Origin of the sequence: Prevotella sp. (assembly GCF_036570325.1) — a bacterium.
GTDB lineage: Bacteria > Bacteroidota > Bacteroidia > Bacteroidales > Bacteroidaceae > Prevotella.
The window spans coordinates 44,168-64,099 of record NZ_DATCYK010000064.1 but is presented as its reverse complement, the minus strand read 5'-3'; the positions used below and the strand labels follow the sequence as shown (position 1 = coordinate 64,099).

15 protein-coding genes are annotated in these 19,932 nt (G+C 49.4%); 8 read left to right on the top strand and 7 right to left on the bottom strand.

What is annotated here, in order from left to right:
* The 3 genes from porV to VIR50_RS07960 form a co-directional block, all read right to left on the bottom strand.
* A partial coding sequence (gene porV, locus VIR50_RS07970) for a type IX secretion system outer membrane channel protein PorV (protein ID WP_331934611.1) occupies window positions 1-1,071 on the bottom strand: 1,071 nt, incomplete at its 3' end.
* Window positions 1,072-1,150: 79 nt separating this feature from the next.
* On the bottom strand, window positions 1,151-4,720 hold the full coding sequence (porU, locus tag VIR50_RS07965) for a type IX secretion system sortase PorU (RefSeq protein ID WP_331934610.1): 3,570 nt from the start codon (window positions 4,718-4,720) through the stop codon (window positions 1,151-1,153).
* A 61-nt stretch (window positions 4,721-4,781) separates the two neighbouring features.
* A complete protein-coding gene (locus tag VIR50_RS07960; RefSeq protein WP_331934609.1) occupies window positions 4,782-5,399 on the bottom strand; it encodes a fumarylacetoacetate hydrolase family protein in 618 nt (205 codons plus the stop codon).
* 664 nt (window positions 5,400-6,063) lie between these two features.
* Between VIR50_RS07960 and VIR50_RS07955 the strand changes: the two genes are divergently transcribed.
* Window positions 6,064-7,338 carry a glycosyltransferase family 4 protein gene (locus tag VIR50_RS07955; RefSeq protein ID WP_331934608.1) on the top strand — a complete coding sequence of 425 codons (1,275 nt, stop codon included), beginning with the start codon at window positions 6,064-6,066 and terminating at the stop codon, window positions 7,336-7,338.
* A complete protein-coding gene (locus tag VIR50_RS07950; protein WP_331934607.1) occupies window positions 7,335-8,114 on the top strand; it encodes a glycosyltransferase family 2 protein in 780 nt (259 codons plus the stop codon). Before VIR50_RS07955 ends, VIR50_RS07950 begins: the two co-directional genes overlap by 4 nt.
* Before the next feature lie 90 nt (window positions 8,115-8,204).
* Here VIR50_RS07950 and VIR50_RS07945 read toward each other — a convergent pair whose 3' ends face one another.
* From VIR50_RS07945 to VIR50_RS07930, 4 genes are all read right to left on the bottom strand, one after another.
* A complete protein-coding gene (locus VIR50_RS07945; RefSeq protein ID WP_331934606.1) occupies window positions 8,205-9,149 on the bottom strand; it encodes a M23 family metallopeptidase in 945 nt (314 codons plus the stop codon).
* A gap of 242 nt (window positions 9,150-9,391) precedes the next feature.
* On the bottom strand, window positions 9,392-11,494 hold the full coding sequence (gene recG, locus VIR50_RS07940; RefSeq protein WP_331934605.1) for an ATP-dependent DNA helicase RecG: 2,103 nt from the start codon (window positions 11,492-11,494) through the stop codon (window positions 9,392-9,394).
* Between the two features lie 52 nt (window positions 11,495-11,546).
* On the bottom strand, window positions 11,547-12,218 hold the full coding sequence (locus VIR50_RS07935) for a 2-C-methyl-D-erythritol 4-phosphate cytidylyltransferase (RefSeq protein ID WP_331934604.1): 672 nt from the start codon (window positions 12,216-12,218) through the stop codon (window positions 11,547-11,549).
* 13 nt (window positions 12,219-12,231) lie between these two features.
* The gene (locus VIR50_RS07930; protein ID WP_331934603.1) at window positions 12,232-12,795 is read right to left on the bottom strand and encodes a DJ-1 family glyoxalase III; all 564 of its coding nucleotides are present in this window, start codon (window positions 12,793-12,795) and stop codon (window positions 12,232-12,234) included.
* A gap of 122 nt (window positions 12,796-12,917) precedes the next feature.
* Between VIR50_RS07930 and VIR50_RS07925 the strand changes: the two genes are divergently transcribed.
* The 6 genes from VIR50_RS07925 to VIR50_RS07900 all read left to right on the top strand — a co-directional run bounded on the left by VIR50_RS07925 (window position 12,918) and on the right by VIR50_RS07900 (window position 19,919).
* Window positions 12,918-13,745 (top strand): NAD kinase, encoded by an 828-nt coding sequence (locus VIR50_RS07925; RefSeq protein ID WP_331934602.1) that lies wholly within the window; start codon window positions 12,918-12,920, stop codon window positions 13,743-13,745.
* A gap of 50 nt (window positions 13,746-13,795) precedes the next feature.
* Entirely contained in the window at window positions 13,796-15,472 is a 1,677-nt protein-coding gene (locus VIR50_RS07920) for an ABC transporter ATP-binding protein (RefSeq protein WP_331934615.1), read from the top strand.
* Between the two features lie 16 nt (window positions 15,473-15,488).
* Window positions 15,489-16,415 (top strand): redoxin domain-containing protein, encoded by a 927-nt coding sequence (locus VIR50_RS07915; protein ID WP_331934601.1) that lies wholly within the window; start codon window positions 15,489-15,491, stop codon window positions 16,413-16,415.
* A 201-nt stretch (window positions 16,416-16,616) separates the two neighbouring features.
* Window positions 16,617-17,336: an ABC transporter ATP-binding protein gene (locus VIR50_RS07910; RefSeq protein ID WP_331934600.1), complete on the top strand. Its 720-nt coding sequence runs from the start codon at window positions 16,617-16,619 to the stop codon at window positions 17,334-17,336.
* Window positions 17,337-17,387: 51 nt separating this feature from the next.
* A complete protein-coding gene (locus VIR50_RS07905) occupies window positions 17,388-18,647 on the top strand; it encodes an ABC transporter permease (RefSeq protein ID WP_331934599.1) in 1,260 nt (419 codons plus the stop codon).
* 27 nt (window positions 18,648-18,674) lie between these two features.
* Complete coding sequence (locus VIR50_RS07900; RefSeq protein ID WP_331934598.1) at window positions 18,675-19,919, top strand: ABC transporter permease; 1,245 nt, start codon at window positions 18,675-18,677, stop codon at window positions 19,917-19,919.
* The last annotated feature ends 13 nt before the right edge of the window (window positions 19,920-19,932 follow it).

Sequence of the window (19,932 nt, the reverse complement as noted above, 5' to 3'; positions counted from 1 at the left end):
GAGTGAGAATACACTCATTTTGAAGCCTGCTCCAACAGTGAAATACTTGCGGTTTCCTTTATTTTCGCTTTCATGATGGTAGCCGGCTCGCAGAGAGAACTGATCATGATACATATACTCGGCACCAATGCTCCATTGTATTTCTTGTAGTTCTTCTTTAGCTCCGTTGGGTGCATCGCCAAAGCTCTTGAATATGCCACTGATAGACGATACATCGTAATAATCTTTCTGTACACGTTGCTGATAGGCTTCGGTGCTCTCGCCTTCGTTTGGTTTGGGATAAGTGGGCACGAGCAGCTTGTTGGCATCGGCTGCAATGGTGAGTCGGTTGTATTCATCAATAGGGATCATGAGCGATGCTCCCAAGCGCAGGTTGGTGGGGATGAATTCGCTGTTTTTGTCGCCTCCGAATGATATTTTGCTACCAATGTTCGATATGTTCATACCTAAGCCTAACTGGCATTCACGGTTACCAAAGTTCAGATAGTTTTGGTAGTACAGTGAAAGATCGGCGGCAAAAGCCGAACCGGGTGCTGTGTCGCCCGAATAATCGTAAGTCAGATCGGAGTAAATCCAGCGAACGGCAGCAGCAATCGAGAATTTCTCACTCAACATCAACGAATAGGCTACGTCGAACGACATTTCATAAGGACTGATGGTCATAGGGGTGCCGTTGCTGGATTCGTCGGCTGTGAGCTGTACTTCGCCCAAAGAGAAGTAGCGAAGCGAAGACGATACAGCGCTGTAGTCGCCAATACGGTAGTAACCCGATAGGTAAGCCAAGTCCATATCGTTCACCAGCTGGCGCAACCACGGGGTGTAGTTGAGGGCTACTCCGGCGCGGCTGATGGTAAAGGGATACTTGGCGGGGTTCCAATATTGCGAAACAACATCGGGATCGGTGGCTACACCCACATCGCCCATACCGGCGGCACGAGCATCGGGGGCGATGGTTTGCGAGGTAACCGAAGTGTTTACCGGGTTAAAGATATTTTTTTTGTCTTGTGCCGATATGCCGATGGCGGTGGCCATGAAAAGGCATGTCGTAAGTAATCTCAATATTTTATTCATGTGTTGCAATTTGCAGTTTGTATGATCAGTAAGCTATGGCATGATGCCCATATACGAATAGAAAAACGTAAAATGGCAGCTATTTATTGCTTATAACGATAAGTTTCTTTGCTTTTGAGGCCTTTGAACTTCCGTCTGAAGCAATGCGCACTCTGTATAGGTACACTCCGGTTTGCAGGCGCATGCCGTTGTCTACGGTTAAATTCCAGTCTATGGTGTATGCTCCGGTTGTACTCACACCACTTTCTTCGTGTTTCCATAACAGTCGGCCACTCATATCGAAAACGTCAAGTTCAATATCTATCTTGTTGCCGGTGCGGTCGTGATTAATAATAAATGTGGTATGGGTGCTGGCAGGGTTATTGGTGCAGCTCACGTTGAATAGCGACGGTTCGAGCCCTTTTACTACATTGAAATCGAGTTCGGCCACAGAACTTTTGTTCAGAATATCCCAAGCTTTGAATTGCAGGTGATGCATTCCGGGGGTAAGTTCGGGAATAGAGAAAAAAGTGGAGCCATTGGTGTAAGATCCGAAATCGTAGGTGAAGTTTTCGTCAAGCACATAGGTCTTGTTCATATCGCCGTCTATCACGAGTTGTAGGTTATGCCCAATACCGTTCCCGGAGGTATTGATGCCATTCTCATCAGTAATTTGTGCTACAAAATAAGGAGCAGTGTTCACGTTCCCGCCATTCACAAATGAGGGCGAATTGAGGTAGCAGTAAATGGACGGTCCTGTTTCGTCGTTTTCGGTAATGCTGCTTCCGCCAATAATAAAACTGCTGTTTTCGCCGTTTGCACAGATTGTTTTTTCTTCGTTCATGGCATAAAGATTGATCAATCCTGTTCCCTCGCTGTAATCAATGTCTTTCGGGATGGCGAAAGAGAAGTTGAACTTGCCTTCTTTCACCTTGTCTGAGCCGATAAATAAAGTCTTTACTCTGTCGTTATAGGTAAAGGCTGTGCTTGCTCCATCTTGTGAAGTGTTGTTTAGTTTACAAGTGATCTTCTCTTGTTTGTCGCGCACGGTGGCTGACAATGTTCCGTTAAAGTCGCTCCCCGCGTTCTTAATATGTCCGCTGACTTTGACCACGCCTCCGGCTCCCAATTTCGGTGCGTTGGTTGCGGAATTGAGATCGATGCCATTGATGGAATCGATAACAATTTCCATGGTAGGTCTGTTGAGTGCAATGGCCGGATCGCCAAGTAATGAATATTGTAGCTTATTGGTGGTGAGGTCTTTTCCTGTTTCAATCATTTCGTTCTTTGCCAAGCGTTGTGCTTCGCCTATTGTTATGGGTGTGCCGTTCGGCATACTGAGCACATGCTTCAAGAAAGCCATATTGATGAGTTTGTTATAGTTGGCAAATACGGTTCGTGTAGTTCCGAAAAAGGCTATGGCACCCCCTTTTTTGTTGAGTATGGCCGTTTCGCCGATGGTCTGTGTAGAACCGTCGAAAGGCATGATATCGCATGAGGCGGTGATCCACAAGGGAAGGTTGGAATTGGTGAACTCTGCAAAGTCGCCGATCTTCAAAACCGATTCGTGTGAGATCTGTGTTTCCGATCCATGTCCGGCGTAATCCATAATCAAAGCTCCTGCCGTTTGTTGCTGTTTGATGATACGGGTTACTTCGGGATAGCTGTATCCGGTAGAAGAGCCTTCACGGGTATAGGTGTCCCACATCACTTTCTTGATAACAAATCCCGGATAGCGGTGGGCCATATCATCGGCTGCACTGTTGGCATCTTCCATATGCATGTTCCTATTCCCGTCGTCGCCCATGAACATCAGTGTATTTTGCCATGTGCCTGCATTATTGTTTACCACATAGTTAATAGTTTTATCTACCAGCGTTTTTGCATCGCTTTCGGTCGTCACCGGAAAGCGTCCTACGGCCATGTCGGTCTTATCTTTTGTTTGCAAATCACCACCTTCCCCATCGTCTAACAGGCAGAAGAACCCATCATCCACGTAGCAGGTTATCTTGTTGAAAGAGTCTTCACTTTCATAGCACAACAGGTAATCGTCTTTTGCAGTTCCTTTCCAATCACTTGTTTGCATACGGTTGTCCCATGCGCCATCACCAAAGAGCAGCAGATATTTCGGTATATCCTGTTCGGTGTCGGCCCTGTCGTAAAGCATTTTTAGGTATCGGCGGTAAGCGTTGGCATCGGGTGTGCCCCCTCCGAATTCGTTGATAAGCTCATCGGAAGGCACAATCCGCACTCTGAGTTTGTCGTGTTGCTCGTGAAATTCTTTCAACCGATTGGCTTGTGCGAGCAGCTTCTGCGAAGTGGGGATAATGATGATCATATCCGCGGCCTCGTGAGCGTGCAAGTCTTGATTGGTAATGTTGTGAACGTATTGTGCCTCCGGGAACGATGAAGTGGCCAAATGCGGCGCAGGCCTTGGTGTGTCGAAGGCAAGCGATATGTAGTCTAATCGTACCGGCCCACCTGAAGTGGTGGTGATTTTTACCTCATTCGATGTTTTCAGTTCGTTTACGTTTACTGTCAGTATGCTTTCTTTGCCCATATTGTATGAGTCAAGCGAATTAGGATCGGTACTCCATGTCATGGTTAGTGTGCCGATCTGTTTGCCATTCAACTCTATACTTGCCGAACTGTTTGTGCCGGCTGTGAGAGCTACCGATATCTTCCCCTTTTGTTGGCTCGGTGCATTGATGGTAAAAGTATGCGAAGTTCCCATGTTGATGGGAATGTTCTCGAATAGATTTCGCCCGCCGTGATACCAAGCGTAATTGTCTACCTCGTGTAAGGTGTGGTAATCATCGTTTGCAGGGTAGAACGATTGCAGGAAGGTGGTTGAGTCGGTAGTTAATGGTACATCCTCGTTTTGTGTGATGAAATAATAGGCAAGGCTTGAGTAGGGATTACGTGTTCGGCGCATGGTAGTCTTGCTCTCCCAGCTTACTGTGCCCTTTGCATAGAACAGCCGTTTCCCGTTCACAATGCAGGTGGGTACTTCTTTTAAGTCGTCGGAAGCAATCAGATCTTTTTCTTTTAAGACCTCGTTTTGCAAGTTACCTCCGTAGCCATATATCTTCACCTTGCTCAAGTCGGTAAATCCGGCTTGCCGGATGGTTGCCTCCGTCAGCTGGTACACTCCTGTGGCAGGAACGCTGATCTTGGCCCATTGCCCCGATGATAAGAGGGAGTGAGCGGCATAACGTGAACTCTTCGCACCACTGGCACGAGTACGAGCAAGGCGCTGCGAGCGTTTCAAGGGCTTACTCTCTATAGACAACATGAAACTCACAAGGTATTGATACTTGTTGTTGCGGAATACGAGGGGGGAGAAAGAAATATCAAGCGAAGCTTTCTTTCGGTTGAATGCCAGATGTTGTTCTATTTTAGGAACATTCGGGAGATCTGCTCCCGAAAGCATCTTGTAGCGCAGGATGTCTCCGGCCGGCATATCAATGTATTCAGGGTAGGCAATTGATACCGTATAAACAGAGTCTTGATAATCCCCCTGAAGAGGAAAAGAATAGCCGAAAGTTGGTAATACGGAATCAACTTTTACCTCGTTGGCAGTGAGGTTAAAAAAGCGCTGTGCATGGACCGTTCCCGGTAACATGAGCAACAGTAGGCCGATAACTATGTATTTAAAAATGCTGTGCATAGGTGTTGTTACTAAAAATGCGCAAAGGCCTTTACCGCATCCAACTCTTGTTTCAAGGCCTTTATTTGCAATTGAAATCAAGTACTTTCCGGTCTTCCACATAGCCTTCCAAATGGTCGTCGATGGCTACAGCACCTGTTCCTGCGGGCGTACCGGTATATAGCAGATCACCGGTCTTCAGTGTGAAATAGCGGCTGATGTAAGCTATCAGCTCGTCCACCTTGAAAAGCATGTCACCAGTGTAACCCTCCTGTACGGTCTTTCCGTTAATGTCGAGATGAAAGCGGATATTCTGTATATCTTTGAACTTCTCAATACTTACCCAATTGCCAATGGCTGCCGAACCGTCAAAGCCTTTACACAGTTCCCAAGGATGCCCTTCTGCTCGTAGCTGTTGTTGCAATTCGCGCGCAGTAAAGTCAATGCCTACGGTTACGGCGTCGTAATATCTATGGGCGAACTGCTGTGGAATGCTCTTCCCCAATCGACAGATGCGTACCACGATCTCGGTTTCGTATTCAATCCTGCCCAGATGGTCGGGAATGAAAAAAGGCTTATGGTCTTTCAGTAAGGCCGAGTCGGCTTTGGTAAAGATAACCGGAGTCTTTGGTTTATATAACGTTCCTTCCAGCTCTTTATTGTGTGAGGCATAATTCATACCGATGGCAAATATCTTCATTTTTCGCTTTCTTATTACTTGAAATTAAAAGAATAGTGTATAAATATAGGGTACAAAGATATAATAAGATTTTGATGTTAGTGCCTTTCCGGCGCTATTTTTCATTGTTATGGATAATAAAAAAATACGCCACAACTCATCTTCGAGCTGTGGCGTAAAGTCTATGTTTAACTAAAAATCCTTTTCTAAGTAAATGAAAACCTCGCGGTCTCCATTATTACCCGTTAAACAATCTGTTTAAAATTACCTTAAACTAATAACTAAAAACCTAAATCTATTACTACTAACCTAAACAATCTATTAACCTTTTGATGATGCAAAGGTATAAAGTTTTGGCTGTGTTCGCAAACAGTTGTGGCTTTTTTGTGATTATTTTATGCTTTTCTTGATTCAAATCAATTGTTGTGTTCGTGCACAATATCAGAATCTTTATAATATAATAGGTTTATCTTTTAGTTTGATGTTTCATGGGTGGAATTTCTGATGTTGTGTTTTCTGTTTTTCGGTTTTGTAGCTTTGGTATTCAGGTTTTGCTTTTTTGCGGGGCAGAATAGGCGATTCCAAAAATATTACGTTATCTTTGCAAATAGATAAGTTGCACTTGGCAATGGGTCGATAGGCCCATTGCGATCGTTTGCGTTGTCATTTATTAAAACCATAAGGAATGCGAGTATTAATTGTCAATACGAGTGAGAAGACCGGTGGTGCGGCCGTGGCGGCCAACCGATTGAAAGATGCGCTCAATAATAATGGCGTGAAAGCCAAGATGTTGGTGCGTGACAAGGAGAGTGATGACATAACGGTGGTGGGACTGCCGAAGTCGCCTTGGATGCGTTTTAATTTTCTTTGGGAACGCCTTTGCATTTATTTTCACCTGCGTTTCAACAAGGCCCGCCTCTTTGAAATTGATGTGGCCAACGCCGGTTTCGACATAACGACGCTGCCGGAGTTTAAGGAGGCCGACGTGATTCACTTGTCGTGGATAAACCAAGGCATGCTTTCGCTGCGGGGCATTCGTAAGATTTTAGCCAGTGGAAAGCCCGTGGTGTGGACCATGCACGACGCTTGGCCGGCTACGGCGGTTTGCCATTATACGCATCAGTGTAATTATTTTAAATCGTCCTGCAAGCATTGTTATCTGTTGCCCGGTGGCGGTGGACCGAACGACTTGGCGGCGAGGGTATGGCGTAAGAAGCAGGCCATGCTCAAGGGGGGCAACATTTTCTTCGTGGCTTGCAGCCGATGGTTGGAGTCGCAGGCCAAGGAGAGCGCTCTGTTCACGGGCCAGCACGTGACGAGTATTCCGAATCCTATCGATACGCATGTGTTTTGTAAGCGCGATCAGGCCGAGGCCCGGCAAAGGGTGGGGCTGCCGTTGGATAAGAAAATCATCCTTTTCGTGTCGCAGCGGGTCACCGATAAGCGCAAGGGAATGGACTATTTCATCGACGCCGTGCGCAAGATGGCAGAAGAACATCCCGAGCGTAAGGCCGACACGGCTATCGCCATATTGGGTGGTCATTCGGAAGAAGTGGCCCGGGAGTTGGCCCTTCCGGCTTATCCGTTGGGCTATGTGAGCGATGAGAAAATCATCGTGAATGTGTACAATGCCGTGGATACCTTTGTATTACCCTCGCTTTCAGACAATTTACCCAACACGATTATGGAGGCAATGGCCTGCGGTGTGCCTTGCGTAGGCTTCAAAGTTGGCGGTATTCCGGAGGAAATTGACCATCTGAAGAATGGCTATGTGGCCCGTTTTCGTGATGTTGACGACTTGGCAAGTGGTATTCATTGGGTATTGTTCGAGGCCGATCACGAGGCATTGAGCAATCAGGCTGTGGTGAAGGTAGCCAAGAGTTATTCTCAACAGAGCGTTTCGCTGCGCTATATTGACGTGTATAATCAGGCCATGGCCTACAAACATTTTCGCTTATGATTTCTTTTTCGATTATTACCTGCACCTATCAGGCGGCCTCATTGCTGGAGCGTACATTGGAAAGTGTGCGGTCGCAGACGTGGGCAGAGGTGGAACATGTGCTGATAGACGGGGCTTCCGGCGATGGCACGGTGGACATGATTCGTGGCTATCAGGCCGAAGTGAGCGCGGATGAGGATAGCCGCCATAGTGTGGTTTTCGTGTCAGAGCCCGACAAAGGCTTGTATGACGCCATGAATAAAGGTATTCGGAAGGCCACGGGTGATTATTTGGTGTTTCTGAATGCGGGTGATGTCTTGCCTTCGCCCGATACGTTGGAGACCATAGCCAATAGTGTGGGTGAGGGTGAGCCGTTGCCTGCCGTGCTCTATGGTGATACGGATGTTGTGGACGAGGAGGGCCGCTTTCTGCGTCATCGACGATTGGCGCCACCTCGACAGTTGAGCTGGCGTTCGTTCAAGGGTGGCATGCTGGTGTGTCATCAGGCCTTTTATGCCCGGGTGGATATAGCCCGTGATGTTCCTTATGACCTGAATTATAGGCTTTCTGCCGATGTGGATTGGTGTATAAGGATAATGAAGGAGGCTGAGAAATGCCATTTGTCTTTGCGCTATGTGCCTGCCGTGCTGGTGAATTATTTGGCCGGTGGCATGAGCGTAAAGAACCATCGGGCCTCACTGAAAGAGCGTTTCAGCATTATGTGTCGCCATTATGGTGTGGTGACAACGGTCTTCGCCCATCTTTGGTTTGTATTGCGCAGTGTGTTGAGGCGTTGATGTGAGCTTCTTGAAATTAAGGGATAAAAGAAAAAGGCAGCAAGTAATGCTGCCTTTATTGTTATGTTTAAAGTTATGTTATGTCTCGTTTTACGAACATCTTAGGATTTGTCCGGGACGTATGCGTGTGGATTTGCTGATGCGGTTCAGCTCACACAAGCGGTCCAATGATATGCCGCGTTTTCGTGCAATCGTAGCAAGTGACTCGCCGGATTTAACCTTGTAATATACGATTTCATCAGAAGAATTGTCGCTTTCATTATGATTGTAGGACTCGCCACGTACAAGTTCTTGGGTGTAACCGCCGTTTCCAATCTTTCCACGCAAGTGGCTGGCGAGTTCTGACTCATCATCGTAGGTGCGAGAGTTGTACACATAGTAGTCGCCGGTTACGTCTTGATTGCGGAAATCGAACATAAGGGCGGGATTAAGCGCCATTCCGCAGAGGCGAGTCTCGAAGTGTAGGTGTGAACCGGTACTGCGTCCGGTGTTTCCTCCAAGGCCAATGGGCTCACCGGCACGGACAACCTGATTCTCTGAAACAAGCTGGGCAGAGAGGTGTCCGTAGATAGTTTCCAAACCATTGGGGTGGCGTATGACTACATATTTGCCATAACCGGCGGCTTCATATTTAACGATTCTGACCTTACCGCTGAACGCCGCACGGATAGTATCGCCGATATAAACCTTTATGTCAATGCCTTTGTGCTGGCGACCCCAGCGTGCACCGAAGTTACTTGTTACGACACGACTGGTCGTAGGCATGCAAAAATGGCGTAAACTAATCTTGAATGAGTCGGGCACATTGGTGATTCTATGTGCGTATTTGTTGTTAAAATCTTCGTAAAGCTGGGCAGCAGGTGACTCCATTTCTTCACGGGCAGCTACTGATTTGAATATTAATGTATCAACAGCTTTCATCTTTCTGTCGACCGGAGCCTGACGGGCAAGAAGGTCTTGCGCAGCCATAGGAAGAGTTGTCAATGCAAAAAGAGTTGCTATAGATAATCTTCTAATATGCTTCTTTAAATCCATATCTTGTTATTTAGGTTCAAGTCAAAGCGTGGAATCAGGTAAAAAATCCACTCTAATAAAGCAGATGGAAGGCAAATAAAATGGTAACAACCATTTCAAAAATCCATCTTTTCTACTTAACGACGTCACAAAGATAAGAAAAATGTAATGAAAATGTTACTCCATTAACAGTTTTTATTGGGTTTTTAACAAATAAGCAATTGATTATTTGGGAGTTATAACGTTACTAAATAAAGGACAATCTATGAAATGGCGGCCCAATTGATATTAGTCTTTCTTAACTCTTTCAGGCGATTCCATAGCATGTCATTCTGTGGCTTTTCGCAAGTGGGGTCGTCGTCGATGATCTTTTGGGCTTCTTCACGGGCTATTTGGACGAGTTGTCCGTCACGGGCGATGTCGGCAATCTTGAGGTCAAAGGCAATGCCACTTTGCTGTGTACCCTCCAAGTCGCCGGGACCGCGGAGCTTGAGATCGGCCTCTGCTATGCGGAAACCATCATTTGTGTCGCACATGATGTCAATGCGTTTGCGGGTTTCCTCACTCAGTTTGTGGTTCGTAACAAGCAGGCAATAGGATTGTTTAGCGCCACGACCCACGCGGCCCCGCAGCTGATGGAGCTGTGAAAGGCCGAAGCGCTGGGCGTCAAGAATAACCATGACGGAGGCATTGGGCACGTTCACGCCCACTTCTATTACGGTTGTGGCAACGAGAATCTGCGTTTGGCCACTGACAAACTTCTGCATTTCCGCTTCCTTTTCCGAGCTTTTCATCTTTCCATGCACCTTGCTGATTTTGAATTCAGGGAATATTTGCAGCAGCGAAAGGTAGCCCTCTTCCAGATTTTTAAGGTCGCTTTTCTCGCTTTCCTGTATCAGTGGGAATACGATATACACTTGTCGGCCTTGATGAATCTGCTGTCTGATACCGGCATAGAGGCTTGTCATCTGGTTATCAAACTTATGAATGGTCTGTATGGGCTTGCGTCCGGGTGGTAATTCGTCAATCACACTTACGTCCAAATCGCCGTAGATGGTCATTGCCAAGGTGCGAGGAATAGGTGTAGCGGTCATGACCAATATGTGAGGAGGGTTCTCACTCTTGGCCCACAAGCGGGCTCTTTGTGCCACACCGAACCGATGTTGCTCATCGACAACGGCCAATCCTAACCGTTTAAACTGCACCGTGTCCTCGATAACGGCATGTGTTCCCACGAGAATTTGTACCTCGCCATTGACCAAACCCTCTAAAACGGCTTGACGTTGTTTGCCTTTGACAATGCCGGTGAGTAGTTTTACATGGATGGGAAGCCCTTTCAGGAAACTTTGAATCGTGGAAAAATGCTGTTCGGCGAGTATTTCCGTGGGGGCCATCATGCAGGCTTGGAAGCCGTTGTCGATAGCGATGAGCATGCTCATCAGGGCCACCAATGTCTTGCCCGAGCCCACATCGCCCTGTACCAAGCGATTCATTTGGCGCCCGGTATTCATGTCTGACCTGATTTCGTGCATGACTCGCTTTTGTGCTCCCGTCAGTTCAAAAGGCAGGTTATGCTTGTAGAAGTCATTGAAAGCCTGCCCCACCTGCGTGAAATTGTAGCCACGGTATTTTCGCCGATGGTCGCTGGCATAGCGGAGGATGTTGAGTTGTACGTAGAATAGCTCCTCGAACTTGAGTCTCACCTGCGCTCTTTGCAGGTCATCAAGGTTCTTGGGATAGTGGATAAGGCGCAAAGCCTGCTCCTTGGAGACCAAATGGAGCGGCGAGGTGATGAAAGGTGGGAGTGTCTCGGGTATCGAGTTATCGGGTAGTTTGCCCACGAGTGTCTTTGTCAGCTTCTCTATGGCACGGCTGGTCATGCCATGTGACTTCATCTTTTCGGTCGTATTATAATAAGGTTGCATCCCCATTTCGTTGAGTTGCAGCTCTTCTGCCTTCTCAATTTCGGGGTGTGCGAACTGATAACGGCCACCGTAAACGCTCGGTTTGCCGAAAACCACATACTCGATACCTACCTGATAGCTCTTATAAATATACTGTGTAGCCCTGAACCACACCAAATCCACCACACCATGCCCATCGGAAAAGTGGGCCACGATGCGTTTCTTACGGGGCGAGGTGGTAAATTCCTCGAAGCTGAGTATCTTTCCTTTGATTTGAACGAAAGGCATTTGGCCGTTGAGTTCGTCAATATGATAAATCTTACTTCGGTCTACATATTTATAAGGATAGGTCTCCAGCAGGTCCCGCCACGAGCTGACACCCAGTTCATTGACCAGTATCGCCTTCTTCTTGGGGCCAACCCCGGGAAGATACATGATATCTTGGTCAAGAATAGAGCTCATAGGAAAGGAGATAATTTAGATGAAAAATAAGAGAGAAAACCAGCTTGTCAGATTATGGGCGCAGCAATGTTTCGGCAATCTTCAAGTCGAAAGGCGTGGTCACCTTGATGTTCTCACGGTTGCCTTCGACCATTGTCACCTGATGGCCAAGGGCTTCCACCACCGACGCATCATCGGTAAACGACTCCCGATAAGGCTGCTGAAAGGCCTTCTTGACCAAAGCAATGTCGAAAACCTGCGGAGTTTGTACGATACGATAGTCGCTCCGAAGCACATTCTTGTCACCTTCCACTGTGTTGATGTGCCGCAGCGTGTCGGTCACGGGCAGTACCGGAATCACCGCGCGGCTTGTCTTTGCCGCGTCGTAGCAGGCCCCGATGGCAGTCAACGACACGAAAGGCCTTACCCCATCATGTATGCCGACCAAGCCTTGGGCCCCTTCGGGAATGGCGTTCAGCCCATTCTTAGAGGATTCAAAGCGTGTCTCGCCACCATTGACCACCCTATGCGCTATATCGAAATGATACGTCAGGCACAGTTGTCGCCAATAATCCTGCTGGCTTTCGGGCAATACCAAGATAATATCCATGGCCTCGTCGTAGGCGTGAAAACGCTCTATCGTGTGCATCAGGATAGGCTTTCCCCCCACGGGAATGAACTGTTTGGGAATGTCGGCACCCATCCTGAGCCCTTTGCCGCCCGCCACTATAATAATATAGTTCATATACAGCTTGCCGTCAGGCCATTAAATGAGCGTATTGCATTTTGGTTTGAAGGTCTTTCACGGCCTCCTCGCCAATGAAATAGCTCAATATGCGGTAAGCGTAAGGGAACGAGGCAGCGGGTCCTTCGCCCGTAATGACGTTGCCATCTTCCTGAACCAGCTCACCCGTGTAGGTGGTCGACGCGTTGAAATACTGCTCGAAGCCCGGGCTGCAGGTAGCTTTCTTGTTATCGAGAATGCCACATTGCGCCAATACCATGGGCGCCGCGCAAATCGCTCCGATACGTTTGCCCTCGGCGTGGTGCTTTTTCAACGCCTCACGTAAGCCCTCGTGAGCGTTCAGATTGGTACTTCCCGGCATGCCACCGGGCAAGAGCAACATGTCGGCATCGCTGAGTTCGGCGTCTTCCCACTGCAGGTCAGCCTTGACGGTAACGCCGTGCGACGATTCCACATATTCACTGCCGGTCATGCTAACAGTCTTGATGTCCACGCCACCGCGGCGTAGAATGTCGACAGGAGCCAAGGCCTCGACTTCCTCAAAGCCATTGGCGATAAATTCATATACTTTTGCCATATTTTTATAGTTAATTGACGGAATTATCGATAAAAAGATGTATTTTTGCTCTTGCAAATATACAAAATGTTTGTAATATAGCTATCGAATGGTTATATAAAGAAATATAAACGCTCATTTTTATGTCAGAACGAAGTTTAAAGTTCGCTATCATCGGCCATGAGTGCAAGCGCCAGTTGTTGCAGCCTCATGTTGAGCGGATGGTTTCCTATTTAGAAGCACATGATTCCACAGCAGTCATAGAGCCGGAAGACCTTTCCGACACCGATTACATAATCTCCTTGGGTGGCGACGGCACCTTTTTGAAGGCCGCGGGACGTGTAGGTAAGCGCCAAATACCCATTATCGGCGTCAACATGGGGCGCCTCGGATTCTTGGCCGACGTGCTTCCAAGCGAGATAGAGCAGACGCTCGAAAAGGTTTTCAACCATGATTATTACATTGAGAACCACACAGTCATCCAATTGTTCTCGGATGGTCAGCCGCTTCAGAACAATCCTTTTGCGCTTAATGACATAGCAGTGTTGAAGCGAGATTCGGCTTCCATGATTTCCATACGTACCTATATTAATGGTGATTTCTTGGTCAATTATCAGGCCGATGGTCTGATCGTCGCCACTCCGACGGGCTCCACGGCCTACAGCCTGAGCAACGGCGGCCCCATCATCGTGCCCCAAAGCGGCAGCCTCTGCATCACGCCCGTTGCTCCACATAGCTTGAATATCCGTCCCATCGTTATCAATGATACCAGCGAGATAGTGCTCGAGGTAGAGTCGAGGAGCCATAATTTCCTCGCGGCCATTGACGGTCGAAGCGAGAAAATGGCTGAAGGCACCCGCCTAACCATCCGTAAGGCCCCCTATGTGGTAAAGATTGTGAAGCAAAAGAACCAACGTTATTTCTCTACCCTGCACGAAAAACTGATGTGGGGAGCCGATACCCGGCAATAACCATGCCTGCCGCCGCGACGCTGTTCCTTGACAGCCGGCGGCCCATCATTATGAATTTATCCCGTTACTTTCAGATTCCGAAGTCAAAATACGATACCAAAGTCATCCTTAAATGGCTTTGGCACATCCTGCGCGGCCATAGGCTGCAGGCCTTTCTCAATGCGTTGATAGGCTTGGCGGGCGTTGTCACGAGCTTGTTACAGGTGTGGGCGGTGAAGCATGCCATAGATGTGGCGTCGCATACCGTCGACGGCAACCTTTACATGGCCGTGGGCTTAATGGCTGCTTTGATACTGACCGACTTTTTGTTCAACGTGGCTTCCGTGTGGATAAAGAACCTCTTGGGCATTAAAGCGCAGAATCGTATGCAGCAACAATTGCTCGACCGCATCCTGCGCAGCCGTTGGCAAGGCCGTGAAAGTCGCCATTCGGCCGACGTGCTCAACCGTTTGGAGATAGACGTAAGCAACGTTATCACCTTCCTGACCGAGACCCTTCCCGGCACCGTTGCCACGTTGGCGATGTTCGTGGGTGCCTTTTCCTATTTGTTCTTGATGGACCATGAGCTGGCATTGCTTATCGTTTTGCTGATTCCCGTGTTCATGGCAGCCAGTAAAATCTACATAGGACGCATGCGAAAGCTAAGCCGTAGCGTACGCGATGGCGACAGCAGGGTGCAAACCGTGATGCAGGAGGCCATTCAAAACCGCATGCTCATCAAGACAATGGAGGGCAACGGCATGATGATAGGCCGCTTGGAACACACGCAGGAGGAGCTTCGCCAACACGTGGTAAGGCGCACTGTGTTCAGCATGTTCAGCCGTTTGGTGCTCAATTTGGGCTTTGCCGGTGGTTATCTCATCGCTTTCCTATGGGCCGCCATCCGCATGTCGGAGCGTACACTCAGCTTTGGCGGCATGACGGCGTTCCTCCAACTCGTGGCCCGCATTCAGGCCCCGGCCCATAACCTGACCAAACTTGTGCCCGCCATCGTGAGCGTTTTCACGGCCGCGGAGCGACTGATGGAGCTTGAGGAAGAACCTATGGAGGACGAGGGACGCCCCGTTGCCGTGCCATCGCCCTGCGGCGTGCGCTTCAACGACGTGTCCTACAGCTATGACGAGGCCGAGGGAAAGGTTATCGACGGCCTTTCGTTCGACTTCAAACCGGGTTCCTGCACGGCCATTTTGGGTGAAACGGGAGCGGGAAAAACCACCCTCGTGCGGCTCATATTGGCACTGCTCACTCCCGACGAGGGCAATATTGAAATTTACAGTGAGGCGTCAGGCGCGGCTTATAGACTGTCACCCCGCCACCGTTGCAACTTGGTTTACGTGCCACAAGGCAATACTTTGCTCACGGGAACTATCCGTGAGAACCTTCGTTTGGGCAAACTCGACGCCTCGGAGGCCGAAATGTACGACGCGCTCCATAGAAGTTGCGCCGACTTCGTGCGTGAATTGCCCGCCGGACTTGACACGGAGTGCAGCGAGAAGGGCGGAGGATTGAGTGAAGGGCAGGCCCAACGGGTGGCCATAGCACGCGCCTTGTTGCGCGACAGGCCCATTATGTTGCTCGATGAGGCCACCGGTTCGCTCGACCCCGATACCGAACAGCAGCTTTTACACAACCTGCTGTCGGCCCACGATAAGACGGTTATCTTCATAACCCACCGTCCGGCCGTCATGGATTATTGCGACCAGACGCTTAGAATAGACAAAATTTAAACTTAAAACCATAGATATGAGAAAATTATTGATAGCCATGGCCCTGCTGGTTGGCGGCATGACGGCCGGCGCACAGACCACTACCGAAGACTTGGACGCCAAGTATGGTACTGAACTTCTGAAGCCCGGGACGCCTGCTCCCGACTTTACGTTGCGTTCTTTTTTGGAAAATGACACGGCAGTTTTTAACTTTAAGCGTTATAATGAGGACGCTTATGTCGTGTTAGACTTTTGGGCTTCATGGTGTGGAGATTGTCGTCGGGACATGCCGGCGGTAGCTGCGATGTCGCAAAAGTATTTCGATAAGGGTGTTTCTTTCGTGGGAATATCCTATGATACCGACTCCGTGGCGTGGCGCAAGTGTGTCGCGGAGCAGTATAAGATGGTGGGCATACAGCTCTCGGAGCTGAAAAAGTGGAAAGAAACGCAAACTTCCAAGGACTATCACATTACTTGGTTGCCCACGATGTACCTGATTAATCCCGATGGAACGGTAAATCTGGCCACGGTAGATCATAAAAAGATGGAGCGACGGTTGGCCGAACTCGACGCGGCGGGTGAGTTTGAGAAGTATAAACTTCGCATGCCACAGTATCCGGGCGGTCTCAACGAGTTGGTAAAATTCTTATCGCGGCATGTAAAATATCCCAAAACTTGCGAGAAAGCCGGTGCCCAAGCCACGGTGTATGTGGAATTTGTGGTCAATAAGGAGGGCGCTTTGGAGAATATCCGTGTGCGTTCTTACCGCCAATTAGGCAAGTTCTCGCCCCGTAAGGCCGTTACTTCCACGGCCCAACTTACCGAGTTGGAACAGCAGTGTCGCCGCCTTTTCGAGGCCGAGGCCTTGCGGGTGGTGGGCCTAATGGACCGTTGGGAGCCGGGCACTCGTGGCGATAAGCCTGTCAGGGTGATATATGTTTGCCCCATCACTTTCCGCTTTTAATCATCCATACTTTATCCGTGGCTTTGCCAAAGTGGGCCTTTGACCGTGTGAAAGGCCCACGATGACACGCTCAAAGCAGCCTTCTCAGGCGGTCAAAGGCCCGCTTTGGCAAAGCCCTTTCTTACATGTGGCGAAGCCATTGTTTTCGTATCGTTTTCTCCGTATGCAACTTTTTACTGTAACGTTTCGTCTATTTGGTATATGATACACTTAAAAGACATCAACAAAACCTACCATGGCGCCCAGCCGCTCCACGTGCTCAAGGGCATTAATCTCGACATAGAGGAGGGCGAGTTCGTATCTATCATGGGCGCGTCAGGCTCCGGTAAGTCCACCTTATTAAATATATTGGGCATTCTCGACAACTATGACAGCGGCGAATACATCCTTGGCGACACGCTCATCAAGGACCTTAGCGAACGCCGGGCGGCCGAGTATCGTAACCGCATGATAGGCTTTATCTTCCAAAGTTTCAACCTGATAGGCTTCAAGACGGCCGTGGAGAACGTGGAGTTACCGCTGTTCTATCAGGGCGTGGGTCGTCGCAAGCGCCATCAGATGGCCTTGGACTACCTCGACCACTTGGGCCTTTTGGCGTGGGCCGACCACTATCCCAATGAGCTTAGTGGCGGTCAGAAGCAGCGAGTGGCCATCGCTCGTGCGCTCATCACGCAGCCGCGTATCATTCTGGCCGATGAACCTACGGGCGCGTTGGATAGCAAGACGTCGGTGGAAGTGATGCAGTTGCTCAAGAAACTCAATGAGGAAGAACACAAGACCATCGTTGTCGTGACCCATGAGAGCGGCGTTGCCAACGAAACCAATAAGATAGTACACATCAAGGACGGCATTATCGGGCGCATAGAGGTGAACCTCGACCATAGCGCCTCGCCTTTTGGTATGGGTGGAGTGATGAAATAAGCGCCCCGAAGCCGCTGGGGCGGGGTAGAACATTAGCCAATTAAAGAAGTTATGCACGATATAATAGCAGAAATATGGTCCACGGCCAAGCGCAATAAGCTGCGTACGGCCCTTACGGGATTCGCGGTGGCATGGGGTATCTTCATGCTCATCTTCCTCCTTGGGGCCGGCAACGGGCTCATCAGGGCCGGCGAACAGAACAGCGGCCGCTTCTTGAGCAATTCCATGGTTGTGTTCGGTGGCAACACCTCCAAGGCCTATAATGGTTTGAAAGAAGGGCGTTACATCGCCCTCGACGACCGTGATTTTCGAGTTACCGATGAGGAGTTTCCTGCCCATGTCGATGAGGTGGGTGCCAGCATTGAGCAATACAATGTCACCGTTGCCAATGGCGAAAACTATTTCAGCACGTCTATCAAGGGTGTATATCCCAATGAGCAGGACATCGAAAAGATTGAGATACTCCACGGACGCTTCATTAACGCCATCGACAATGAGCAGTCGCGCAAGGTATTGGTTATCGGTGAGGAGCAGGCCAAGGAGCTTACGTCGGGTGATATAGCCGCGTTGGTGGGCCGCCATGTGCATGTGGGCAACTTCGGATTCCAGATTGTCGGCATAACGAAGGCCGACCGAAGTGGCCGTAACTCATCGGCTTACTCGCCCTTCAGCACCATTCGCACCATATATAACCGTGGTAACAAGGCCGATCAGTTGAAATTCTCGTTCCACGGGTTGGAAACCAACGAGGATAACGAGGCCTTCGAGAAGCAATATCGCTCACGATTGAACCGTAATCATCAAGCCGACCCGACCGACGAGAACGCTGTTTGGCTGTGGAACCGGTTCACCCAGTCCATGCAAATGTCGAAAGGAATGGGTATTATTCGCACGGCGCTGTGGGTTATCGGCCTCTTTACGTTGCTCAGCGGTATCGTTGGCGTGAGCAACATCATGCTGATTACCGTGAAGGAGCGCACCCGTGAGTTCGGCATTCGTAAGGCCATAGGGGCCAAACCGTGGTCTATCTTGAAGCTCATCATCATCGAGAGCGTCATCATCACTACCTTTTTCGGCTATATAGGCATGCTCTTGGGCATAGCGGCCAACGAGTATATGGACGCCACCATCGGCCACATGAAGGTCAACTCCGGAACGTTCACGGCCACGATGTTTGTCAATCCTACGGTGGGAATCGACGTTTGCGTCGAGGCAACGCTCGTTATGGTGATCGCCGGGACCATCGCCGGGCTCATACCGGCCCGTAAGGCCGCTAAGATTCGCCCCATAGAAGCGCTTCGGGCCGAGTAAATTACGATGTAAACCATTAGCTGTCACATGAAAATAGATATAGATACATACAAGGAAATATTAGATACGCTGACGCGAAACAAGAGCCGTTCGTTCCTTACGGGCTTCGGTGTGTTCTGGGGAGTGTTCATGTTGGTGGGGCTGATAGGCGGCGGCAAGGGGCTGCAAGAAATGCTGTCAAACAATTTCGAGGGCTTTGCCACCAACTCGGCCATCGTCTTCAATCAGCCCACTACCAAGGCTTTTGACGGTTTCCGCAAAGGTCGTGACTGGTCAATGGAGTATAAGGACGTCGACAGACTCAAGGCCCAAGTGCCTGAAGTGGGCGTGGCGGTTCCGTTGTTAAGCGGCTGGGGCAGCAACGCCACGGCGGGTGATAAGAAGTCTTCGTGCGTAGTGAAAGGCGTGTTGCCCGACTATGTCAAGATTGAGACGCCCAAACTGCTCTATGGCCGCTACCTGAACGACATGGATATGCAGCAATGTCGCAAGGTGTGCGTGCTGGGTAAGAGGGTTTATAAGACGCTCTTTCCCGAGGGAGGCGACCCTTGTGGGCGGATGATACGTGTGGATTCGGTCTATTACAGTGTGGTGGGTGTCGACTATAATACGGGCAACATGAGTATCAATGGGCGTGCGGAAGAGGTTGTGGCCATACCTATCACGCTCATGCAGCGGGCCTATAACTATGGAAATAAGGTGCATCTGATATGCGTCACGGGCAAACCGGGCGTCACGATGAGCTCCATTACTCCGCGAATTCGTGAGGTCTTGGCCCGTAGTCATCGCATAGATCCCACCGATGAGAAAGCTATTACGGTGTTCAACACCGAGGTTATGTTCGGCATGGTTGACAGTTTGTTCACCGGAGTCAACTTTTTGATATGGTTGGTGGGTATCGGTACCTTGCTGGCCGGCGCCATCGGCGTGTCTAATATCATGATGGTTACCGTGCGGGAGCGTACCACGGAGATTGGAATCAGGCGTGCCATCGGCGCCACACCACGCAACATACTGAGCCAAATCATCAGTGAGAGCATTATCTTGACGGCTGTTGCCGGCATGAGTGGCATTCTCTTTGCCGTCATTATCTTGCAATTGGCCGAAATGGCCAATACTACCGACGGCATAATTAGTTCACATTTTCAGATTAGTTTTTGGACTGCCGTTGGCGCGGTGGCCCTCTTGAGCGCCCTCGGAGTGCTGGCCGGACTGGCTCCGGCGGCCCGTGCCATGAGCATAAAGCCTGTCGACGCCATGCGTGATGAGTAGAAATTTATAAAGA